General features: G+C 52.7%; 24 protein-coding genes and 2 tRNA genes. 8 read left to right on the top strand and 18 right to left on the bottom strand.

Going from position 1 to position 21,572, the window contains the following annotated elements:
* Window positions 1-258: 258 nt before the first annotated feature.
* Window positions 259-1,419, top strand: a complete 1,161-nt coding sequence (gene mdoC / locus F3J26_RS10745; protein ID WP_008453541.1) for a glucans biosynthesis protein MdoC — start codon at window positions 259-261, stop codon at window positions 1,417-1,419.
* 94 nt (window positions 1,420-1,513) lie between these two features.
* Here mdoC and ymdB read toward each other — a convergent pair whose 3' ends face one another.
* From ymdB to csgB, 9 genes are all read right to left on the bottom strand, one after another.
* Complete coding sequence (ymdB, locus tag F3J26_RS10740; protein WP_166993730.1) at window positions 1,514-2,044, bottom strand: O-acetyl-ADP-ribose deacetylase; 531 nt, start codon at window positions 2,042-2,044, stop codon at window positions 1,514-1,516.
* Between the two features lie 150 nt (window positions 2,045-2,194).
* Window positions 2,195-4,411, bottom strand: a complete 2,217-nt coding sequence (locus tag F3J26_RS10735) for a TonB-dependent receptor (RefSeq protein WP_166993728.1) — start codon at window positions 4,409-4,411, stop codon at window positions 2,195-2,197.
* A 190-nt stretch (window positions 4,412-4,601) separates the two neighbouring features.
* The gene (fhuB, locus tag F3J26_RS10730; protein ID WP_166993726.1) at window positions 4,602-6,599 is read right to left on the bottom strand and encodes a Fe(3+)-hydroxamate ABC transporter permease FhuB; all 1,998 of its coding nucleotides are present in this window, start codon (window positions 6,597-6,599) and stop codon (window positions 4,602-4,604) included.
* On the bottom strand, window positions 6,530-7,411 hold the full coding sequence (gene fhuD, locus F3J26_RS10725) for a Fe(3+)-hydroxamate ABC transporter substrate-binding protein FhuD (RefSeq protein WP_166993724.1): 882 nt from the start codon (window positions 7,409-7,411) through the stop codon (window positions 6,530-6,532). The genes fhuB and fhuD overlap by 70 nt, the downstream gene beginning before the upstream one ends.
* A 97-nt stretch (window positions 7,412-7,508) precedes the next feature.
* On the bottom strand, window positions 7,509-8,114 hold the full coding sequence (locus F3J26_RS10720) for a LolA-like protein (RefSeq protein WP_166993722.1): 606 nt from the start codon (window positions 8,112-8,114) through the stop codon (window positions 7,509-7,511).
* A 103-nt stretch (window positions 8,115-8,217) separates the two neighbouring features.
* The gene (locus F3J26_RS10715; protein WP_166993720.1) at window positions 8,218-8,526 is read right to left on the bottom strand and encodes a YmdA family protein; all 309 of its coding nucleotides are present in this window, start codon (window positions 8,524-8,526) and stop codon (window positions 8,218-8,220) included.
* A 120-nt stretch (window positions 8,527-8,646) separates the two neighbouring features.
* On the bottom strand, window positions 8,647-8,976 hold the full coding sequence (gene csgC / locus F3J26_RS10710; RefSeq protein ID WP_166993718.1) for a curli assembly chaperone CsgC: 330 nt from the start codon (window positions 8,974-8,976) through the stop codon (window positions 8,647-8,649).
* Window positions 8,977-9,033: 57 nt separating this feature from the next.
* Window positions 9,034-9,447, bottom strand: coding sequence for a curli major subunit CsgA (csgA, locus tag F3J26_RS10705; protein WP_008453557.1), 414 nt, complete (start codon window positions 9,445-9,447; stop codon window positions 9,034-9,036).
* Between the two features lie 45 nt (window positions 9,448-9,492).
* Entirely contained in the window at window positions 9,493-9,942 is a 450-nt protein-coding gene (gene csgB / locus F3J26_RS10700; protein WP_008453558.1) for a curli minor subunit CsgB, read from the bottom strand.
* Window positions 9,943-10,721: 779 nt separating this feature from the next.
* On the opposite strand from csgB, the gene csgD reads away from it, so the two are divergent.
* From csgD to csgG, 4 genes are read left to right on the top strand one after another with little or no spacing between them, the layout of a single operon-like run.
* On the top strand, window positions 10,722-11,372 hold the full coding sequence (csgD, locus tag F3J26_RS10695) for a biofilm master transcriptional regulator CsgD (protein WP_008453560.1): 651 nt from the start codon (window positions 10,722-10,724) through the stop codon (window positions 11,370-11,372).
* 4 nt (window positions 11,373-11,376) lie between these two features.
* Window positions 11,377-11,763: a curli production assembly/transport protein CsgE gene (gene csgE / locus F3J26_RS10690; protein ID WP_008453562.1), complete on the top strand. Its 387-nt coding sequence runs from the start codon at window positions 11,377-11,379 to the stop codon at window positions 11,761-11,763.
* A gap of 9 nt (window positions 11,764-11,772) precedes the next feature.
* Window positions 11,773-12,189 (top strand): curli production assembly/transport protein CsgF, encoded by a 417-nt coding sequence (gene csgF / locus F3J26_RS10685; RefSeq protein WP_008453564.1) that lies wholly within the window; start codon window positions 11,773-11,775, stop codon window positions 12,187-12,189.
* Window positions 12,190-12,227: 38 nt separating this feature from the next.
* Entirely contained in the window at window positions 12,228-13,061 is an 834-nt protein-coding gene (csgG, locus tag F3J26_RS10680; RefSeq protein ID WP_166993716.1) for a curli production assembly/transport protein CsgG, read from the top strand.
* Between the two features lie 41 nt (window positions 13,062-13,102).
* Here the strand turns inward: csgG and F3J26_RS10675 are convergent, their stop codons facing one another.
* The 4 genes from F3J26_RS10675 to ghrA all read right to left on the bottom strand — a co-directional run bounded on the left by F3J26_RS10675 (window position 13,103) and on the right by ghrA (window position 16,060).
* Window positions 13,103-13,591 carry a DUF1097 domain-containing protein gene (locus F3J26_RS10675; RefSeq protein ID WP_166993714.1) on the bottom strand — a complete coding sequence of 163 codons (489 nt, stop codon included), beginning with the start codon at window positions 13,589-13,591 and terminating at the stop codon, window positions 13,103-13,105.
* A 103-nt stretch (window positions 13,592-13,694) separates the two neighbouring features.
* Window positions 13,695-14,249, bottom strand: a complete 555-nt coding sequence (locus F3J26_RS10670) for a molecular chaperone TorD family protein (protein WP_166993712.1) — start codon at window positions 14,247-14,249, stop codon at window positions 13,695-13,697.
* A 28-nt stretch (window positions 14,250-14,277) separates the two neighbouring features.
* The gene (locus F3J26_RS10665; protein WP_008453572.1) at window positions 14,278-15,015 is read right to left on the bottom strand and encodes a phosphatase; all 738 of its coding nucleotides are present in this window, start codon (window positions 15,013-15,015) and stop codon (window positions 14,278-14,280) included.
* Window positions 15,016-15,118: 103 nt separating this feature from the next.
* Window positions 15,119-16,060, bottom strand: a complete 942-nt coding sequence (gene ghrA / locus F3J26_RS10660) for a glyoxylate/hydroxypyruvate reductase GhrA (RefSeq protein WP_166993710.1) — start codon at window positions 16,058-16,060, stop codon at window positions 15,119-15,121.
* A gap of 202 nt (window positions 16,061-16,262) precedes the next feature.
* Between ghrA and F3J26_RS10655 the strand changes: the two genes are divergently transcribed.
* The 3 genes from F3J26_RS10655 to F3J26_RS10645 all read left to right on the top strand — a co-directional run bounded on the left by F3J26_RS10655 (window position 16,263) and on the right by F3J26_RS10645 (window position 17,241).
* Window positions 16,263-16,350, top strand: a tRNA-Ser gene (locus tag F3J26_RS10655).
* Window positions 16,351-16,822: 472 nt separating this feature from the next.
* On the top strand, window positions 16,823-16,957 hold the full coding sequence (locus F3J26_RS10650; protein ID WP_166993708.1) for an outer membrane channel protein: 135 nt from the start codon (window positions 16,823-16,825) through the stop codon (window positions 16,955-16,957).
* 196 nt (window positions 16,958-17,153) lie between these two features.
* Window positions 17,154-17,241: transfer RNA gene (locus F3J26_RS10645), tRNA-Ser, on the top strand.
* A gap of 265 nt (window positions 17,242-17,506) precedes the next feature.
* On the opposite strand, the gene F3J26_RS10640 is transcribed toward F3J26_RS10645, so the two are convergent.
* The 5 genes from F3J26_RS10640 to chbR all read right to left on the bottom strand — a co-directional run bounded on the left by F3J26_RS10640 (window position 17,507) and on the right by chbR (window position 21,571).
* Window positions 17,507-17,965, bottom strand: coding sequence for an NUDIX hydrolase (locus F3J26_RS10640; protein ID WP_166993706.1), 459 nt, complete (start codon window positions 17,963-17,965; stop codon window positions 17,507-17,509).
* A 79-nt stretch (window positions 17,966-18,044) separates the two neighbouring features.
* Window positions 18,045-18,392, bottom strand: a complete 348-nt coding sequence (locus tag F3J26_RS10635; protein WP_166993704.1) for a nitrous oxide-stimulated promoter family protein — start codon at window positions 18,390-18,392, stop codon at window positions 18,045-18,047.
* Between the two features lie 101 nt (window positions 18,393-18,493).
* On the bottom strand, window positions 18,494-19,255 hold the full coding sequence (chbG, locus tag F3J26_RS10630; RefSeq protein WP_166993702.1) for a chitin disaccharide deacetylase: 762 nt from the start codon (window positions 19,253-19,255) through the stop codon (window positions 18,494-18,496).
* A gap of 45 nt (window positions 19,256-19,300) precedes the next feature.
* Window positions 19,301-20,644 (bottom strand): 6-phospho-beta-glucosidase, encoded by a 1,344-nt coding sequence (locus F3J26_RS10625; protein ID WP_166993700.1) that lies wholly within the window; start codon window positions 20,642-20,644, stop codon window positions 19,301-19,303.
* A 90-nt stretch (window positions 20,645-20,734) separates the two neighbouring features.
* A complete protein-coding gene (gene chbR, locus F3J26_RS10620) occupies window positions 20,735-21,571 on the bottom strand; it encodes a transcriptional regulator ChbR (RefSeq protein ID WP_166993698.1) in 837 nt (278 codons plus the stop codon).
* Between the last annotated feature and the right edge of the window lies 1 nt (window position 21,572).

Raw genomic sequence — 21,572 nt, 5'->3', positions numbered from 1 at the left:
TTTGTGTGCTTAAATCAATCTATCCATTTTAATGGAAAGTTTTGCTTTCCGACAACCAAATCACCGCTTTGTTCAGCGTACTGGCTCAGGGTTTAAGCAAAATAAAGACAACTGCTTACGCTTTAAGAGTTCATCCTGGCGACAGGATGACATGCTTAGTGTAGGGTTGCCACGAATATGTAGACTGAACTGGACTTTTAGCCTGATGGGATAGGGTCTTAAGGATAAGACGAATAGTCTGAAAATGTCTGGAGTATTATGAGTAACGCACCGCAACAACGTGAGTTTTTCCTGGATTCTATTCGTGCATGGCTGATGCTGTTGGGCATTCCATTCCACATTTCGCTCATCTATTCGAGCCATCACTGGCACGTCAATAGCGCAGAACCCTCCGCGAGCCTGACGCTGTTTAATGATTTTATTCACGCGTTTCGTATGCAGGTGTTCTTCGTTATTTCTGGCTATTTTTCCTACATGTTATTTCTGCGCTACCCGCTGAAACGCTGGTGGACAGTGCGCGTAGAGCGCGTCGGCATCCCGATGCTCACCGCAATACCGCTGCTGACCCTGCCTCAGTTCATGATGCTGCAGTACATCAACGACAAAACTGGCCTGTGGCATACGCTCACCGGCTATCAAAAATACAATACGCTGGTGTGGGAGCTTGTGTCTCACCTGTGGTTTTTACTGGTCCTGGTGATATTAACGACCCTGGGCATGGTTTTGTTTCAAAAAATTAATAATTTTATAATTAGAAACGAACAGAATAATAATTCACCAATTACCCTGGGAAAACTCTCACTTTTATTTCTCGGCTTCGGCATTTTATACGCCGCTATTCGCCGGACTATTTTTATTATCCACGCGCCGTTATTAAGCGACGGGCTGTTTAATTTCGTGGTGATGCAAACGCTGTTTTATCTGCCGTTCTTTATGCTTGGCGCGCTGACATTCAAACGCGAGTCGCTGAAAATCCTGTTCACCACGCCTTCACGCTGGAGTCAGGTGGGCGCGGTCTTTGCGTTTGCCGCCTATTTATTAAACCAGCGCTACGGCAGCGGCGATGCCTGGATGTACGAAACGGAAAGCGTGATCACCATGCTGATGGGGCTATGGATGGTCAACGTCGTGTTTTCGCTGGGCTATAAAATGCTGAATTTTAAATCCGCGCGAGTGACCTATTTCGTTAATGCATCGCTGTTTATCTATCTGGTACACCATCCGCTCACGCTGTTCTTCGGCGCGTTTATCACGCCGCACATCACGTCCAATATTTTAGGTTTCTTCAGCGGGCTGGTCTTTGTAGTCGGCATCGCGCTGCTGCTTTACGAGCTGCACCTGCGCATTCCCCTGCTTCGTTTCCTGTTTTCAGGCAAGCCGAAGGAGAAGGCGGCGACGCCACAATCATTTGCGGGATAACACACTAAAGGCCGGGTATGAACACCGGCCTTTTTTATCTCTGCGACAGAAATCATAGCGGCCACAGATTGAAGTTTTATGAAGCAGTCGTGATTTATTTATGACACTCAGCCGCAATATGCTGATAAATCTGCGTGTTCTCATCATCAAAGCAAACAAATACCACGCGCTCCGGCAGCGGGCGCAGACCAATGTATTTGTAAGCAACATCCCACGCTATGCGTGCGGCCTGCGCTTTTGGGAAGCCATACACGCCGGTGCTGATGGCCGGAAAAGCAATTGAGCGGTAGCCGTTAGCGGCGGCTAAATCCAGGCTGTTACGGTAGGCCAGTTCCAAAAGCTCGGCTTCGTTCTGCTCGCCGCCGTGCCAGACTGGCCCCACGGCGTGAATCACCGCTTTTACCGGAATGTTCCCGGCCTCGGTAATCACCGCCTGACCCGGGGGGCATTCGCCCTGCAGCTGGCGTACCGCTTTACAGGCTTCCAGCAGCGCAGGTCCGGCGGCGCGATGTATCGCCCCATCCACTCCCCCACCGCCCATCAGCGAAGGGTTTGCCGCGTTGACGATCACATCGACCTCAATCTGCGTGATGTCTCCCTGGACGACCTGTATGCGTTCACTCATTAACCATTCTCCAACTGTACTTTGCCGTAGTCTATTCTCGTCAGACGGGGCGCGTACATGACTATTATCGTTTCCGGACATTTCAACTTTTGAAAATCTCCGGATATCAGCCACAAAAAACCCCGCCTTCACGGGGCCTTTGTTATTGGATTAGAAATCAACAGTCATGGAAAGTTTCAGGGTGCGTGGGTCACTTTGCGTAATATACGCCCCGCTGTCGTCGACAGAAGCCCAGTATTTTTCGTTAGTCACGTTTTCGACGTTGGCGCGCCAGGTCAGCGTCTGTTCGTTAACCTTGGTGCTGTAGCGCACGCCGAGATCGAGGCGAGTCCAGCCGTTCAGCTTAATGCTGTTGTCGGCGTTGGCGTATTGTGACCCGGTGCGAATTAGCGTCCCCGTCGCAGTCAGGTTCTGCACACAAGGCAGATCCCATTCGCCGCCCACGGACCAGGAGTAACGCGGAACGCCGATCGCATCCTTACCGTCGTTTGTCCCGCCGTTAGTCTTCACCATTTCTGGCTGAAGCCAAAGGGCACTTCCCAACAGGCGCACGCCGTACAGTGGCTCACCAAATACGTTCAGTTCCATACCGCGGCTGCGCTGTTCGCCATACAGGCCGTAAAGATTGTTGCTGTCGAGCATCCCCACCGGCTTTTCGATCTCAAACAGCGCCAGGCTGCCGCCCACGCGGCCGAAGTCCATCTTCATGCCCACTTCGTTCTGCTTCGACTGCACAACCCCGACCACGTTTCCGGCATTGGTTGCTTTAGAGGTTGCTGTCGGCCCAGGCTGCAGCGCTTCAATGTGGTTCGCATAAAAAGAAACCGGCTCCCACGGCTTCACTACCAGGCCATAAACCGGCGTAATCTTGAAAGCATCAAAGCGTGTTTTAGGGTCTTCCACACCGGTATAGCTGTAGTTACGAACCCGCACGTCCTGGCGGCGAGCGCCCACGGTCAACAGCACCTTATCGTCCAGCGCGGAGAGCGTATCGGACAGCGAAACCCCGCTTGTTATCGTGCGGCTCCGCTGGGTCGGATCGTCCATATTGCTACCGGAAGCGACAGTCGGGAAACGGCTCAGGTCGAGATAAGACGGATCGTAGATATTATTCCCAACGGCGGTTTTGCTGGATGACATGGTGTAGGCCGCGCGGGTTTTACGGTAAACACCGGAATAGCCGAGGTTCACGCTGTGGCCGATAAAGCCGGTATCAAATTTCCCCCGCACGCCGCCCATGCCGGAGAAAGCGTCGGCGATGTATCGCGTAGACAAACGAGTCTGGCTGGTGTGGCCCTTGTTATCAACAAACTTAGGCACGCTGTAATTGCCTCTTTCGTCGGTTTCGCTGGTGCCCAGCGCGCCATAAAGCGTCCAGCTGTTCGCCACATCATACTCGCTGTGCAGCGCGGCAAAGCGAGAGCTCATGTCTGAATAAACCCACGGCTGCCCGTAGTTTGTGCGGTTATCCGGCACCTCAGGCATCTGCGTAATAGCGCCAACCCCCACCCCGATACGGCCATTGTGTACCGTCATCTTCTGGTAGCCGCCGTCGAACGACGTCCGCAGCCTGTCGCCTTTGTAATCCAGCCCAACGCTTGCCAACGATGTTCTGTTCTTCTGCTCGCGAACCTCACTCTCGCCTTCACGGTGCAGCAGGTTCACGCGGGCGCCAAACTGGTCGTTATCCCCAAACCTGCGGCCAGTATCCAAAGAGCCCCCAACCTGCGAACGCCCGGTGTAATCCACGCCAAGTTGGGTATGTGGTTCACTACCTGCCCGCTTGGGCTCAATATTAATGGCCCCGCCCACGCCAGACCCGCCCGGAGGAACACCGTTCAGGAAGGCCGTGGAGCCCTTAATCACCTCGACGCGTTCCGCAAGAGCCGTGCTGGTGATCTGCCGCGGCAATACGCCATACAGACCGCCGTAAGAAATATCATCCCCGTCTAACAGGAAACCGCGCACGCGGTACGACTCGCCAAAGTTACCGTAGCTGCGCACGGGCTGAATAGTCGCGTCATTACGGACAATGTCGCTGAGGGTATTGGCCTGCTTATCCTCGATCATTTTGGAGGTATAGCCGATGACGTTAAACGGCACGTTGCGCGCATCCTGCTCACCGAGCATGCCCAGGCGACCGCCATTGGCCACCTGCCCGTCCAGATAAGCAGGCACCAGCTCGTTACCGCCTTCGCGGAACTGCATATCCGGGGTCGCCGTGACGGTAATGGTCTCTTCTTTAACTAAAGCTTTTTGCTGAAGATTTTCCTGTGGCGCAGCGGCAACAGGCATGCAGGCGGCAGCGATCAACGCTGCGATCAGGCGCGGTTTAAACCCGGCCTGGCGAGGTGGTTGGTGAGGCATTGAAATTTCCTGGTAAAATAAAAACAATTAATGAGAACGATTATGATTTTGATCGTGATTATCGTTTCATCATTAGAAATTGCAAGAAAAATGCCCAGAGGGAGATTGACCAGTAAAAACGCCTGGCCACGGAAATAGAGAGGAACTCAAACAGCAGGCACGCCCGGAACGAGCCTGCTTTTAAGGCCTGTCACGCTTTGCGTAACAGCCAGATAAAGTACGGTGCCCCGCAGAGCGTGGCTAACAATCCTGCCGGGATCTGGAATGGGAAGATAAGGCTTCGGCCCAGCCAGTCGGCCAGCAGCATCAGCCCGGCCCCGATAGCAATAGCCACGATAAGCTGGGGCATTGCGCGGCGGAAGCCGAGCATTCTTGCCATGTGCGGTGCCATCAACCCAACAAAACTTAGTGGCCCCACGCAGAGCGTTGCGGCAGCAACTAGTCCGGCTGCCAGCACCAGAATGCTGATGCGCGATTGACTCAGGGCAATGCCCAGGGCCTGAGCCGTCTCACCGCCCAGCGGGAGTATAGCGAGCCAGCGGCGCACCAGGGGCGTAAGCCCAATCAGCGCCAGTGCCATGCCCCCGCTCACCAGCGCCTGCTGCCCGGTTACTTTCCAGGTGGAGCCGGACAGCCACGTCAGCACCGACCCGCTGCGCGGATCTCCGCTGGCCAGATAAAGCGTGAGCAGCGTGGCGAATACGGTACTCAGCGCCACACCGGTCAGTAAAAGCCTTCCCGGAGCCAGCCCGGAGCGGGCTAAAACGAGCATCGCCAGCAGCGTGAGCGCCGCGCCGGCAAAGCCCGCCGGCAGTTGCCAGGCGCTGACGTCGCCGGGGACGAGAAATATCAATAACACGATGGCGCAGGCCGCGCCGGAACTCACGCCCAGCACTTCGGGGCTGGCCATCGGATTGCCGGTCATTTTTTGTACCAGCGTACCGGCCGCCGCCAGCATTGCGCCCGCGGCAAGCGCCGACAGCACCCTCGGCCAGCGCCACTGCCACATTTCTTGTATGCCGATAAACCAGCCTGCGCTTTCCCGCCCAACGCCCAGCGCGAGCAAGGCAACCAGCGCCAAAACAGCAATAATCAGCAATACCGTAGCGGGGGAAAGTTGGCGTTCCGCAATCGCGCTGGCATCATCAGAAGCCGCCAACCGCTGATGGCGCAGGCGTGGCAATAACCACAGCATTAAAGGTGCCCCCACCAGCGCCGTCACGGCGCCGGTGGGCAGTTCTTGCCAATAGCGTCCAACCCACAGAACCAGTTGATCGCTCAGTAACAGCAGCAATGCCCCCGTCGCCATCGAAGCCAGGAGTTTAGGCAGCAGACGTCTCACGCCAAACATGCCGGCCAGGACCGGAGCAAACAGGCCAATAAATCCGATCACGCCCACCACGCTGACCAGCATCGAACTCAGCAGCAGGGCCAAAAATAGCCCGCCCACGCGCACTAAAGCCAGCTTCATCCCCAGTCCACGTAACACGGTGTCATCCAGGGCCAGCATACCCAGCGGGCGAATCATCAGTACGATGAGTACCAGCACGGCCAGAAGCCTCGGCCAAAGAAACTCCACGCCAGCCCAGTCGTACTGGTTCAACATCCCGCTGCTCCAGATAAACAGATTTTGCAGGCGTTCATGGTTGAACAATACGAGGAAGCTTTTTACGGCCCCGCAATAAAGTCCCAATACCAGGCCGGCAAGGATTAGCGTAACCGGCGACATTCGTTTACCCCAGGCAGCCCCGAGCACAATACTGCCTACGGCCATTGCGCCAGCCAGCGCCGCAAGCTGTTTGCCGGTTTCCCCTGCCCCCGCCAAAAACAGCGTCGCAAGGGTCAGCCCCAGCTGTGCCCCAGCCGCAACGCCAAGGGTGGCCGGTTCGGCCAGAGGATTACGCAGAATATGCTGAAACAGGCAGCCTGCCAGCGCCAGCCCGGCGCCGGTAAGCAGCGCAAGCGCGGTTCGCGGCAGCAGGCTGTAGTGAAACAGCATCTGCGAAACATCGGTCACCTGAGGCAGCGTTATCGCTTGCCACCAGAACCCGGCGGGCAGCATTTGCTGAAAGTTGTAGCCGGTCAAAAACAGCGTGAAGGCACAGAGTATAAGCAGGATTATGCGCACAGTGCCTCCGGCAGGAGCTGGCAAAAACGCAGCGCCGAGAAGCTGCCGCCGTAAAACCATACCGCTGGCAGCAGGTGTAACTGGCCCTCGCGCACGAAAGGCATAACCTGCCATAGCGCAGATTTCGCCACCGTTTTGACCGGATCGTCATCGCCGTGCATAAAGCAAATTGCCGTGACGTTTTCCAGCCTGACCAAGGTTTCAATGCCCACAATGGCGCTTCCCCAGGCATTGGTTTTCCCGTCCCAGGCGTTACGCATCCCCAGCCGTTCCAGCAGGTCGTTAAACAGGCTGTTGCGGCCAAAGATCATCACCCGGCGGCTATCAAGAAATGAAAACATCACCAGCGGGTTGGGATTACCCGGCAGCTTTGCGCGGGTGGCGGCCATCTGCTGGTGAAAATGGGCCAGATGTTCGGTAGCCTGCTGCTCCCGCCCTAAAAACTGCCCAAGCCTCAGAAGATCTTTTTCCAACAGCGCCAGCGGGCGGCCAGAGGCATCATTAAAGGCCGTCGACCAGCAGGGAGCGATAGGTGTTAAATCTGACTCAGCCGGCCCGAAGCCTTTGGAGATGAGAAAAAGAGAAGGGGTGAGACGCTGCATCAGCTCGCGGTTAGGCTCGTTTCTCAGCCCAACGTCAACGACGGTTTCAGGCAACGTTGGCTCCCCTACCCAGCGGTGATAATTACGCTTATCGGCAATCGCCATCGGCATAATCCCGAGCGCCAGCAACATTTCAACCGGTCGCCATTCCAGAGCAATAATACGTGCGACATCAAAGCGGCGGGCATCAGCCTGGCAGGGAAGAATGGCCGCCAGAGGCAGCAGGGAGGCTAGCGCCAGCAGGCGTCGGCGGCTTAAAGAAACGTCCATATAAATAGCAATAGTTATCGTTCTAATTAAGTTTTACACATTATGCCGCCAGCCGCCGCCAACGCAATCAAAAACTCAGCTAGCGGCCGGGCATTATTTAGAAGACAAGGCGTTTGCGCTCTTCCTGACTAAGTCTGCGGGGTTCAAACTGATGGTGCGTAAACGTTATTTCCGTAGCGTCATCCTCCACGTCATTCAGCTCAATTCGGTCCAGCGACTTCTCACCATAAAGCGTAATCGAGCGGAACAGCCCGCTGAGCGTTTTCTCAAAGGGAATTAATACCAGCCGCCATCTTCCCTCCCCCAGGTCGGAAAACTCGCTGATAAAGTCTTTCTCAAGCGCTTTTCGATCGAGATAAAACAGCGTACGCAGCAGTTGGTTGAACTGAAACATTGGCGGATTGTTCTCCGCGGTGATTGCCTGCGGCGGCTGGTTACCCATCACCTGAACCATCCGATTCTCCCCAACAACCAGTCCCATCGGGAAAGGCTGACGCTGCTGCCACCACAGCCCTTTATGCTTTGTCACCACAATCCGCCCGCTGGAATGCAGCGGCTGCGCCATGCCTTTTATCTGGCGCTCCTGCTCAAACTGCACCCGCATTACCGGCACGGCGGCAAATCGCTTTTGGATGTCATCCAGCGTTACCGCCCCGGTCACCTGCGCCACCAGCAGAAGAGAAAGGAGCAAACTTTTTTTCACAGCAATAACCCTATGCGTTCAACTGAAATCGATCCGCGTTAGTTTACTCTGCTATGTGGTCTGAAACCAAAAATACACAGCCCGCGTTAAACGGGCCGTGGCGTTATTGATAGGTAACGTACAGCACTGCTGTTTTGTGCTGTGGGTCGAGGTATTTCACACGGGTTTGCATCGTACTGTCATTATGAAGGGTAATACCATCCAGAGAGCTAAGGGCAACGGTCTGAGTGACGGGTTTGCCTTTTTCGGTGCAGGTCATGGCGACATTGGAGCTGGCCGACGTCCACTGACAGCCGCCTTCTACTATTTCACCTCGAAAATGAATGATGCCAGAGGATGCAGCCTGAGACAGCGGTGAAACCGCGATGCCCATCGCCAGACAAAGCAAATACTGCTGAAAACTTGCTTTCACGTTTATTACTCCTCGATTGCTGTCGTCCCTGAAGGTTATCGGCAGAAAATCAAAGATAATTAAACAGTGATCCATGTTTTTTGTTCTTGCAATACTTCCGTCACATATATTTGTTTGCGGTCAAGACTTCCCCGGCTTTTGCCACTGTTGCTCAAGGTGAAAGGCTTTTCCGTCGCTCAGGGTAACAATGACCGTGACGCTGTCTCCGGGGTCAATATTCAAACTTAGCTGCGACAGATCGACGGCCTGATGTGCTTTTATAAACAGTTCGCTGCTTTGGTGGCTGGAGCTTTTCCCCGACGGGCCGGTTTTGGTTGCCACCAGCGTCAAGGTGCACTGGCAATCCGCCGCCAGCGTCGCGACAGGCGTTATTGTGTAGATGTTTTCCTGCTGCCGGGTATTAAACGTCAGCTGACTTGAGAGTGCGGCAAGCAATACCAGGGTATGCATACAACCTCCAAAGAAAAACAGGGCCGTCGGCCCTGTTCACGCGATAGCCAGGTCGCTTTAGTACTGAGACGCAGTGGCGTGGTTACCGTTGCCGAACTGGGTGACCGACACCAGAGAGCTGGATGCCGTCTGATTAACCACTGCCCCGTTGTTGGTCCCGAACTGCTGAACATCAATCTGCGCGTTTTTCCCGTTCCACTGGCTGATGGTGGCATTGTTACCGTAGCCATCCTGCAGCAGTTTAATATCGCTGCTGTCTGAGCCCTGGCCAACTTTTGCCCCATTCACCGTGCCCAGCTGTTTAATTTCAGTCTTCGAATAGAACGCATTCGACTGCAGCGCTGTGGCATTATTTCCGTTACCCTGCTGATATATTTTCAAGGTCGAGTGCTGAGCCTGCTGCGGATAGGTCGCCATTGCACCTGCGGAAACAACCAGTGCTGCTAATGCTGCCACTTTGAAAAGATTCATACTAAAACCCCCATCGGATTGATAGTTTCAGCCCAAATATTTTGCTTATCGCTGAATAATGCGAATCGCCATTTGTGACTGGTTTTGCACAACAACTGCTGACTTCTGGGTACCGTACTGGGTAATGTTTGCTTTATTACCAGAACCTCGTTGGATAATAAGCGCCGCATTACCAAATGAATCCTGCTTAATACCCGCCTCGTTGGCGTTACCTTCTTGCGAGATATAAGCCAGGTTATAACTGCCTGATTGTTCGATGTTTGCCCGGTTGCCTGCTCCGCTTTGCGTAACCTCAGAAAGTTGCTTCTGACCCCGCTGAACTACTGCAGCATTATTATTGCTACCAGATTGGCCAATAATGGCCGTTTGATTAAATTGAGGATTGCTCAATTCATTGACAGCAAAATTATACTCAGCAGTGGCGAGATCGTTACTCGCCGCAAAACAATGACTCGCCAGGCCAGCGAACATTATAGAAATAAAATATTTTTTCATTCTGTCACCCTGAACCAGATAATGCCGGAACAATATGACGCGTAACATTCAGGTCAAGCATAACGGACCAACAATAATGTGTTATTGCATCGTTACGCAAATGAGTATGTTACGGCAACAATTAAAAATATCTCATGCTGGGGTGGTATTTTGCATTATAAAATTCACACCAAAGTATTAATACGAAATAAAAACAGACAATCATCACTATTACAACCCCCTGATCCAGGGATCGGATAATCATTAGCACACTTATTTAAAGTCACCTTAACTCTCACTGACTTAGCACAACTTAAGCGATGCTTAGTCAGTTTATGAAAAAACCTTGTCATCATGATCAGTTTTCTTAAGCGAAGCGGTTGAATGCTGGGAACGCAGTTTTTAAAATTATGAACAGAGTAAGGAAAACAAAAAAATAAAAAATAAAATACATAAAATACAATTATTTAAAATTAAAAATCAAAATTAATTTTCTATACAGAAAGCAAAAAACGTACAACTTTCTGCTTAAAATTAAATAGCGAACACTCTCAATTGAAACATTTTAATATCCAAAGAAACATTTGGTTACATAGTTAACACTTGCGTTAAAATATCCAATCGCTAAATTGGAAACAGTTACCACTTCTTTAGTTAATTTTCTTTTGCTGACCGAAATAAAATCATTTCGGCGATTAAAAATATTTAACATACAGCACCGTCGCGGCACTCGTCACGTTATAGAGAATTAATTCTTATTAATTCAAAAGGTAGCGACATAAACCAGGTGGAGTTTCATCATGTATAATGAAGTCCATGCCCTTCAGGGCCCTACGTTATTGTTAATGACAAAACCCTCTCTCCAGGCTTCAGCCTTATTACAGCACCTGCGCGCCTCGTTAGAAATAAATGGCCGTATTCATAATATTCAGCGGCCACTGGATGAATTTCCCGGTAATGTTCTGATTTTATTTGATATGGCGGAAACAGATAAAAAGACCATTCTGTTCTGGCAGGATAAACTAAGTCGTAAAAACTGTCAGATAAAATTGTTGTTACTCAATACGCCGGAGGAGTATCCCTTCCGCGAGATTGAAAGCTGGCCGCACATCAATGGCGTTTTTTATCTTGCTGTAGAAGAGCCCAAAGTCATCGAGGGACTGCGCGGGGTACTGGCTGGCGAATGTTACTTCTCGCAGAAACTGGCCAGTTATCTGATCAGCCACTCCGGCAACTACCGGTTTAACAACGCCGAGTCATCCCGCCTGACGCAGCGCGAAAAGGAAATACTGAATAAGCTGCGCGTTGGTTCTTCCAATGTTGAAATCGCGCGTTCGCTGTTTATCAGCGAGAACACGGTCAAAACGCACCTGTATAACCTGTTCAGAAAGATAGCCGTCAAGAACCGAACTCAGGCGGTTTCCTGGGCCAACGATAATCTTCGGCGATAGCCCCATGAAACGTTCAGCTGCATTTACGCTGGCAGCTTGCTGCTGCCTGATAAGCAGTGTCCTGGCCGAAGAAGTCGAGATCCCTGGACTGCTGACAGACCATACCGTCACCTCCGTTGGCCACAGCTTTTATCGCGCCTTCAGCGATAAATGGGAAAGCAACTATACCGGTAATTTAACCATCAACGAGCGCCCCAGCGCCCGCTGGGGGAGCTGGATAACGATTACCGCAGGCCAGGATGTTGTTTATCAGGCTTTTCTTTTCCCCACAAAGCGCGACTTTGACAAAAACGTTGACGTTGCACTGGTCCATACCGATGAGGCGCTTAAACGCAGGCTGATCGATAAGCAACTCTTGAGCACCAGCGATTTAACCCACGATGAATTCTAGGAGACGATGATGCGTATTTATCATGCCGTACTGCCCGTGCTGTTATTTACGCCGCTGGCCTGGGGCGGGAATATGGTTTTCCAGTTTGTGAACCCCAATTTTGGCGGTAACCCCAATAACGGCGCCTATTTGTTAAATTCGGCCCAGGCGCAAAACTCTTATAAAGATCCCAGCTACAGCAGCGATCTCGGCATTCAAATGCCCAGCGCGCTGGATAACTTCACCCAGGCGCTGCAGTCGCAGGTGCTGGGCGGGCTGCTGACCAATATTAATACTGGCAAACCAGGGCGCATGGTCACCAATGATTTTATCGTCGATATTGCCAACACTGACGGCCAGCTTCAGCTCAACGTCACCGACCGCAAAACCGGCAAAACGTCAACCATTCAGGTATCCGGCCTGCAGGCAAATTCCACGAATTTTTAGTGGCTTAAAATCATAATACCTCTGAAAGGATCACTATCATGCAGCGCATACTTCTGATTATGGCGGTGTTTTTATTAAGTGGTTGTTTAACGGCTCCGCCAAAAGAGGCTGCCAAACCAACGTTATTACCGCGCGCGCAAAGCTACCTCGACCTGACGCATTTGCCGGAAGCAAAAGGGAAGCTTTATGTCTCGGTGTATAACATTCAGGACGAAACGGGCCAGTTCAAGCCCTATCCTGCCAGCAACTTTTCTACCGCCGTACCGCAGAGCGCGACGTCTATGCTGGTCACGGCATTGAAGGATTCCCGCTGGTTTATCCCCCTTGAACGCCAGGGGCTGCAAAACCTGCTGAACGAACGCAAAATTATTCGTGCCGCCCAGGAAAATGGCACCGTGGCCGATAATAACCGCGCCCCGCTGCACTCTCTGATGGCGGCCAATGTGATGATTGAAGGCTCGATCATTGGCTACGAGAGTAACGTCAAGTCGGGTGGTGCGGGCGCTCGCTACTTTGGCATTGGGGCCGACACGCAGTACCAGCTTGATCAAATTGCCGTTAATTTAAGGGTGGTGGACGTCAGTACCGGCGAAGTTATGTCGTCCGTCAACACCAGCAAAACGATCCTGTCATACGAGGTGCAAGCCGGCGTCTTCCGGTTTATTGATTATCAGCGTCTGCTGGAAGGTGAAGTGGGCTATACCAGCAACGAGCCGGTCATGCTGTGCCTGATGTCCGCCATTGAAACGGGGGTCATCTATCTGGTCAACGACGGTATCGACCGGGGACTCTGGGATCTACAGAACCCGGCCGATATTAACAATCCGGTGCTGGTGAAATACAAACAGCTCTCAACGCCGCCCACTTCATGAGGCTCTGTGCATCGATAAAAAACCAGCTTTCGCTGGTTTTTTTATTCGCTTAGCAATGAGCTGGCTTTCGGTTTTGGCTTGTCCCGCCGGGCAGCGAGCCACAACCCGCTGTTTTTCATGGCAAAGCCAAACACCAGGCCTAAAAGCAATGAAGGTAGAACGTTGTGCCACTCCCCCTGATTGGCAAAGGTTGCACAGGCGCCGATAAACGTCCCGGGGACAAACGAGAGCAAAATATGGCGCGCCTGAATACACATCAGGAAGGCGACTACGCCGGTCATGATGTAGCCCAGGATTTCCGCCTGCGGCGCCAGCGCGCTGCCGTGAATAATCACCAGCGCCCACAGCACGCCGCTGCACAGCGTACACAGGGAAATAAAAAGCCCCTTCATACCGCCCTGCGGACAGGCAAAATAAGCGGTACAGCCGAGGAAACCGGCCCAGCCCAGCAGGCCGAGGCTCACCGCCACCCAGCCCCAAAGGCCGGAGAGAATACCGGTGGTGATTGCTAATGGAATAAGTGTCTTCATGGCGCCGTATCATAGCAGAGGCCGGACCAACCACTACGATCTGGCGCACGTTTTTTGCAAATAAGAAATCAGTGTTACATTTTAATTGTGATTAACATCACAATTACTCATCCTCTGATTCCTGCAGCTCATCGCGCATGGCCTGCAGCGCCTCACGGCTGATCGCCGCCAGCGTACGGTAGAATGCCGTTGTGGCATGGGCTTCAACTTTGCCCAGGAAAGTCCCGCACCACGGCATCAGGTAGTCATCAAACAGCGTCACCTGCGCTTCAAACTCATCTTCCTGAGACTGGTCTTCAAGCCACGAGGCCGCCAGCAATAGCGTCCCAAAATGATCGGCCGGGGACTCACCCAGCGGCATGCCACGCTGCTTCAGGAACTGGCGCACTTCGCCTTCATCGCTCCCCTCTTCCCATGCGGAACGGAATGGCGGCACGCTGCATTTTTCGCCAACAAACAAAGCGTTAAAGTCGCCCGCCAGCAGCTGCGGATCGCAGCTATTTTGCAGCCGGCCCAACAGCTCATCCTGCTCCAGTGGCCAGCTTGCCGCCAGCTTCCCTTCACGGATCAGCGTAAAAAGAGGCACCAACAGGGGATCCTGCGGCTGGCGATAAAAAAGCGATCCGAGTACGCGGCAAATAATTGAAAATTCATTCATGACTGGCTCTATCCATTACGGGTGTTAATTACAGTGTGGCAAATTCAGCAATTGGCGCCATACCACGGGCTTCCAGGAAGCCCAGCAGGCGCTGCGGAGAGACGTTAAGGATCCGCTCTTCCGGGAAATTGATTTCGTCGAGGATTTTACGGCATTCGGTGAAATCACCCAGCGTAAAGGCAGTGTGAGAGTCGGATCCTAACGCCAGCCAGCCACCTGCATCGCGCACGGCTTCGGCAATAGCGCGGCAGTTTGGGCCGCTGCCAATACGCGAATGGGTAAACGAAGAATTATTCAGCTCCAGCGCGACGTTATACTTCGCCGCTGCCGCCGCAACAGCTGGGATATCAATCTCAAACTTAGGATTCCCCGGATGGCTGATGATATGTACGTCGCCGTTCGCCATCGTCGCGATCATCGCTTCGGTGTGGGTGGCTTTATCTTTGGGCGGGAACACCGGCTCATGGAAGCCCGCGATAATTAAATCCAGCGCGTCCAGCATCGGGCCGGTGCAGTCTATTTCCCCGGCGGTATTTTTAATGTTCGACTCAATACCGCGCAAAATGCCGACGCCATCGACCAGTCGTGGCCAGATACGCATATTAATAAAGTGCCAGTAATGCGGCGCATCCGCCATATCCGGGCCGTGGTCGGTAATGGCGAACAGCTTGATACCTTTGGCTTTCGCAACGGCAATATAATCGTGGAGGGTACTGTAGGCGTGGGTGCTGGCAACGGTATGCATATGCAGGTCAACGGGATACATGGCTTTCTCCTTTTCTATTTTGAAGTAAGGATACCAGCAATCTATGACAATTTTTAGCCTGCTTCCGGAACGTTATCAGCCCGGCCAGGGCCGGGCTTGATGCTTAATAGCCGTGCTGAAGTGAGACCTCACCTGAAACGGCTTCACCGTTTTCCAGTTGAGTAATCGTTTTTGCTATATAGGCAATCGCCTCATCAGGACGAGTTACCGCTGCAACATGCGGCGTAATTGCCACGCGAGGATGTGCCCATAGCGGATTATTTTCCGGCAGCGGCTCTTTAGAGAAGACGTCCAGCATTGCCCCCTTGAGCTGCCCGGCATCCAGCGCCGCAAGCAGATCGGCTTCGACAAGGTGAACCCCGCGCGCGAGATTTATCACGTAGGACTCTTTAGCCAATTGACTCAACAATTCACGATTGATGATGCCGACGGTTTGCGGCGTATTAGGCAGCAAGTTGATCAACACGCGGGTGCCGCTTAAAAAGGCAGACAGCGCTTCGCCACCGGCAAAACTTTCTACGCCAGGGAAATCTTTCTTACTGCGGCTCCAGCAGCGAACCGGGAAGCCCCAGGCCACAAGACTTTCAGCGACTTTACCGCCCAGCACGCCTGCACCGAGGATCCCAATGGTGAAATCCTCGCGACGATAATCGTCCAGCGGCTGCCATTGCCCCTGCTGTTTTTGCCTTTGGTAATCGTCAAAACGACGGAACCAGTGCAGCACCTGACTGACCGCATACTCCTGCATCTGCAGCCCCATGCCGGTGTCTTCGAGGCGGAACAGCGGCACGCCGTCAGGCAGCATGTCAGGATGAGCCTGAAGTTTACTGAGGATAGCGTCAACGCCCGCTCCCAGCGCAAATACGCCTTTTAGCCCTTTACGGCCGCTAAGCATTTCCACCGGAGGATGCCAGACAAGGGCATAGTCTGCGGGTTGCTGGTCGCCCTGCTTCCACTGGCGAACGCGAGCGCCAGGCAAAGCCAGCTGAAGGCGATTCAGCCAGTACTCGGTGTCAAAAGTGGGGTGATGAAAAATAATGTCCATACTGCCTCCTTTTTTCTTAGGCTTGCGCGAATCGACTCGCCATGCAAGCCCCAAAGTAATAAAAAGCAGCATCTTGTGGTGGTTTAAGAATCAAGTTGGACGAAGTTTGGCTAAACGCACCAAAAATATGAAATTAGCATTGACGGCGAAGCCCATTTTCCCTAAATTAGCGCCCGTTCCAGCAGCGCTGGAGCGACAATATGGTGAGGTGTCCGAGTGGCTGAAGGAGCACGCCTGGAAAGTGTGTATACGGCAACGTATCGAGGGTTCGAATCCCTCCCTCACCGCCATATTCGATAAGAGAGCCTGAACTCACGTTCAGGCTTTTTTATTGCCCGTAACCCCTTGAGGGACGGATGAGAACCCTCGACCAGGGTTCGACAAAACGGCAGGATGGCCGTTTTGCATTGCCTCCGGCAACCCGCAGGGCGAGCGCCATGGACGGCGCGAGTGATATCCCTCCCTCACCGCCATATTTAAAGAAGAGCTCGCATGCAAATGCGGGCTTTTTTTTCGCATGTTGCACCACGAGGGACGGATGAGAACCCTCGACCGGGTTCGACAAAACGGCAGGATGACCGTATTGCATTGCCTTCGGCAACCCGCAGGGCGAGCGCCACGGACGGCGCGAGAATCATCCCTCCCTCACCGCCATATACCCTTCACAATTCACCCAATATTTGTACGTCGACCTTGATTTGATTCCGACAAGAAAACCTTAGCAGGTTAAAAACCAGCAGCCTTGAGCTGGCACAGCAGACGATGTCCAGTGCGGAAGCCTCACTGAAGATAGTGCAAAAACAGCAGCAGATTGGCATCGGCGATTATCTGACAGCCTTAACGGCGCTGGAGAACCGCATTACGCTCTGGCAGTCGCTGGGAGGTAATGCCAGCTAGCGCGATGATTAACCCTCTCCCGCCTACAGGAATTAGCCGGGCGGGAGCTTTTTTCGACGAATTTGCCTTAAAACCGTCTCAACCGCTCACACCTTAACCGAACGCGGCATAATCCATAAATTAGGCTTGACCGAAGAGGGCTGACTCCCTATAGTAGCGCCCCGTTGCCCACCTAAGGTGTGCAGCAAAACAATATGGTGAGGTGTCCGAGTGGCTGAAGGAGCACGCCTGGAAAGTGTGTATACGGCAACGTATCGAGGGTTCGAATCCCTCCCTCACCGCCATATTTAAAGAAGAGCTCGCATGCAAATGCGGGCTTTTTTTTCGCATGTTGCACCACGAGGGACGGATGAGAACCCTCGACCAGGGTTCGACAAAACGGCAGGACAGCCGTTTTGCATTGCCTTCGGCAACCCGCAGGGCGAGCGCCATGGACGGCGCGAGTGATATCCCTCCCTCACCGCCATATTTAAAGAAGAGCTCGCATGCAAATGCGGGCTTTTTTTCGCATGTTTCACTATGAGGGATGGGTTCGAATATAACCTGCAGTTACTTTTTAGCAACTCTTTGCGCCAGGTAGTGGTTTATATAACCCCTGTATTCATCCTTTGTTTCTGCCGGGATCTCGCTTTCCGCAAAGAAGGTGAGCGCCAGACCTTCTGTAGGGTCATTAATCATATGGCCTGACCAGCTTGTCACTTCGAACAGTGAAGTAATGACGTTAATCCTGTCTTTATTCTCGAGCGTAAACGTATAGTCCGAACCCGAAAAAGTGCCGAGTAAAGTCAGGTCGTGAACATCAAGATTCGTCTCTTCTTTCACTTCACGGATAGCCGTTTCTTCAAAACTTTCACCGGGCTCAAGCAAACCGCCGGGCAATCCCCAGCCGCCATCACGCCGCAGCTGCAACAAAATGCGCTGCTGATCATCGGTGATGATGACATTCGCCCCGGCCAGTAATAAAAGCCGGTGGCCTACCAGCGCCCTCATTTCTTCCACGTATCCCATCGCCTACCCTCCGGGCATAACGCCGCGTTATTGTCAGCGTTTATACACGATTAAGATGAAACCGACATGACTGACTCCGTCACTCTTTCCTACGCTGGTATTTCTCCGGCAGCGGCGGAACCGGACGGCGATCGTCCATCAAATGAAGCACGGTCAGAATCGGGTGGTGAAACAGCATTCGGGGACCACTCCAGCGCATCACCCGCTTCATTTCTTCACGTTTTGAGGGCTGATAGCAGTGGATAGGACATTGCTTGCAGGCGGGCTTTTCTTCGCCAAAAGCGCAGCGATCCAACCTTTTGGCAGCGTAGTCGTATAGCCGTGAGTAGTGGTCTGGATCGGGGCTGGCAACTGGGTTTTTGCGCTCGTACAGGGCGAGCATTTTAGCGATGGTTTGCTTTTCGCGTTGGATGCGTTTTCCGGACATAGCTGCACCTCGTTAACCGGTACAAACGTCCGGTCAATGATTGTCGATAAGATGCAGCAATAATACACCTTATCGACAGCAGGCCGAAGTACGAATAGGGGTTAGAGATCGCGGAACGTGCCCAGACGGTAGCCTCGCTCGGCAATCGCGTACTTCAACGCCGCGGAGGTAAGCACTTCCAGCTCCGCAAGGCGCGGATAGCAGTAGTTGCTTTTCAGCAGCGTGTTATCCACAAATGACGGGTGGCACATCACTTCCAGCGAGGCTTCCTCTCGCTTAGCCGAAGCATCCACGCACTCCAGAAGCAGGCTTTCAGAAATAGAATCACCGTAAAACTCGCTGCTAAACCCTTGCGTAGTCCGCACGCCATCCAGGGAAATGTTGTCCCGGGCTGCGGCATCACGATCGACACGCAGCGGGATCCCTTTCGCGCTGGCAAACGCCGCAACGATGGGGAAAATTTCCGGAATCATATGCACGTGATGATGGCTATCAAGATGGGTTGGTTCAATACCAAAAATCTCGATAAAGCGCTGATACTGGCTTTCCAGTTCGCGTTTGATCTCGTCCCGATCCAACTGCCCCTGCTCGGCCATCTCCCAAATCCATTTACCCAGTAAGCCCGTTTCGCGGGTTAGCACCGGCATGTTGGTCAGCGGCTGTCCCAGCGTCAGCACGAAGTGCATGCCGACCCCCAACCCCGGATAGCGTGCGCACAGCCCGGCAGCGTGTTTAATGGCTTCAGCGTTAACCATCGCGGTGGTTGACGTCACCACACCGTGGTGAAAGGCTTCGATGATGCCGTAGTTTTGCGCCTTACTCAGGCCAAAGTCATCGGCGTTGATAATCAGTAAGCGGTCCATAGCATCCCTCTTGAGTGGCCCTCCCCGTCCGGGGAGGGCAAGGCATTACGCCAGTTTTTCGATAGTTTTCGCAAAGTTTGGCAGATGGGCTTTATGGGCAAGCAGCATCTCTTTGGCAATCACTTCCGCATCCTTGTCAGAGTGGATAAGCGGGCTCAGGTTCAGCGCCAGCAGCACATCGTTGAATTCACCGCTCAGCGCCGCCTGGCTCGCCGCCACTTCGAAGCCTTTGATGGTATGAATCAGGCCCATCACTTTCTCGTCGAAGTGAGTCACGCGCGGGTGCGGTCTTGCGCCATCACGGCCAATGATGCTGGTCGTTTCGATAGCCCAGTCCGCCGGGATATTGTCCACGTGCCCATGGTGCGGGATGTTCACGTAGTGCTCGGTCTGCTTATCATTGTAGATAGCGCTGATTACTTCGCATGCGGCGTCAGAATAGTAAGCCCCGCCGCGCAGCTCCAGCTCTTTCGGCTTCACATCCAGGTTAGGATCTTTATACAGTTCGAACAGCTGTTTTTCGACCTTCTGCACCACGGAGGCGCGCGCGCCGCCTTTGTAGAACTCGCCCATTTCGATGGCCAGCATCTCTTTCTGCTTGAAGTAGTACAGCAGGTAAGAGCACGGCAGCAGGTTCAGAGAACGAATCAGCCCTTCGCTAAACGGCATATCGAAGATGTTTTTCACCGAGTTAGCGCTCAGTTTACCGCTGGCTACGCCATCCAGCAGTTCGGCAAAGCGGGATTCGCCGTTCACCAGCACATCTTTGATGAACACCATGTGGTTCAGGCCGAAGAGATCGATGCCCAGATCATCTTCCGGGGTCAGCTTCAGCACGTCGGTAATAAACATCTTCATGCCAACAGGGATGTTGCACACGCCGATGAATTTGTTGAAGTTGGTGTGGCGGAATACCGCCTCAGTCACCATCCCGGCCGGGTTAGTGAAGTTGATAACCCACGCATCCGGGCAGATTTCCTGCACGTCTTTGATGATGTCGAAAATCACTGGAATGGTGCGCAGCCCTTTGAACAGGCCACCCGCGCCGTTGGTTTCCTGGCCAAGATAACCGTGGCTCAGCGGAATACGCTCATCCAGCTCGCGCGCTTTCAGCTGGCCCACGCGCAGCTGGGTGGTCACGAAGTCCGCGTCTTTCAGCGCTTCACGGCGGTCGAGGCTCTTGTGTACCGTCATCGGCACACCGGCGTGCTCAATCATGCGCTGGCAAAGATTGAAAATTATATCCTGCTTTTCTTTACCGGCTTCGACATCCACCAGCCAAAGTTCGGTAATCGGTAGTTCATGATAGCGCTTAATAAAACCTTCAAGTAATTCTGGGGTATAGCTGCTGCCGCCACCGATAGTAACAACTTTTAATTTCTTAGTCATACAGGCTCCCGTACAGCGCCACGCGCCGTATTTAGAAAATTGAATAAGTTAATAAAAACGCAATATTGACCGTGGTAATTAACCAGCACCTTAATTAATGCTGTACAATTTCTTCCGATAACTATTTGGCGTAAAAGAGGTGACCTTTTTAAAGTTCTTAATAAACATGCTGGGGCTGCTGTAGCCGGACTCAAAGGCAATATCGGTCACCGATGAGTTAGTAATCTCCAGCTGCTTCTTGGCAAAATTAATGCGGATTTCGTTAATAATCTGCATCGGCGTTTTGCCATAATAGCGCTGAGTGGCGCGCGTTAAATATTCCTGCGACTTACCCGAAAGCGCGACCATGTTTAATAAGGCTTTGTCACCAAAACGCATTTTGTCGTGCATCCCTTCAACGGTGGATTTTAACCACAATGGAATATCATCCTGATTTTCCGACTCCCGATAATGGCGCAGTCGATTGACGACATAAAAACTCACCATTTCGAGGAACTCGTTAAATTCCCCTTCGCGGAAATTAAACGAGGCAATCACCGATTCCATAAACGCCAGGAATTCATCCTTAACCTGGTAAACCTGTGAGGCCACCAAATGGGACGGCAGCAGCGGCATATAATGCTGTTCAAAGAACTGCTGACTGATCCCCACGTTAAATAACCGGGTCGCACCAAACTCGTAGAAACTCTGATGATGGGAACCGACCGGAATAAAGACAAAATCGCCTCGCTCCATCAGTACGCGCTTACCGTTAATTTCCTGGTAGTAGCGCCCGGTCAACACGATTGTGAATTCGTAGTAGTCATGCTGGTGCAGCCCGCTCACGCTCTCTTCTTTGGTGTAGATAAACGCATGGAAACACTTGCCGTTAAACAGCTGGCTTTCACGAACAATGTTAATTTCCATATTGTCTATCTCTGGCTGCATA

Origin of the sequence: Enterobacter sp. Ap-867 (assembly GCF_011752855.1) — a bacterium.
Classification (GTDB): domain Bacteria; phylum Pseudomonadota; class Gammaproteobacteria; order Enterobacterales; family Enterobacteriaceae; genus Cedecea.
This window is presented reverse-complemented; position numbering and strand designations above follow the sequence as displayed.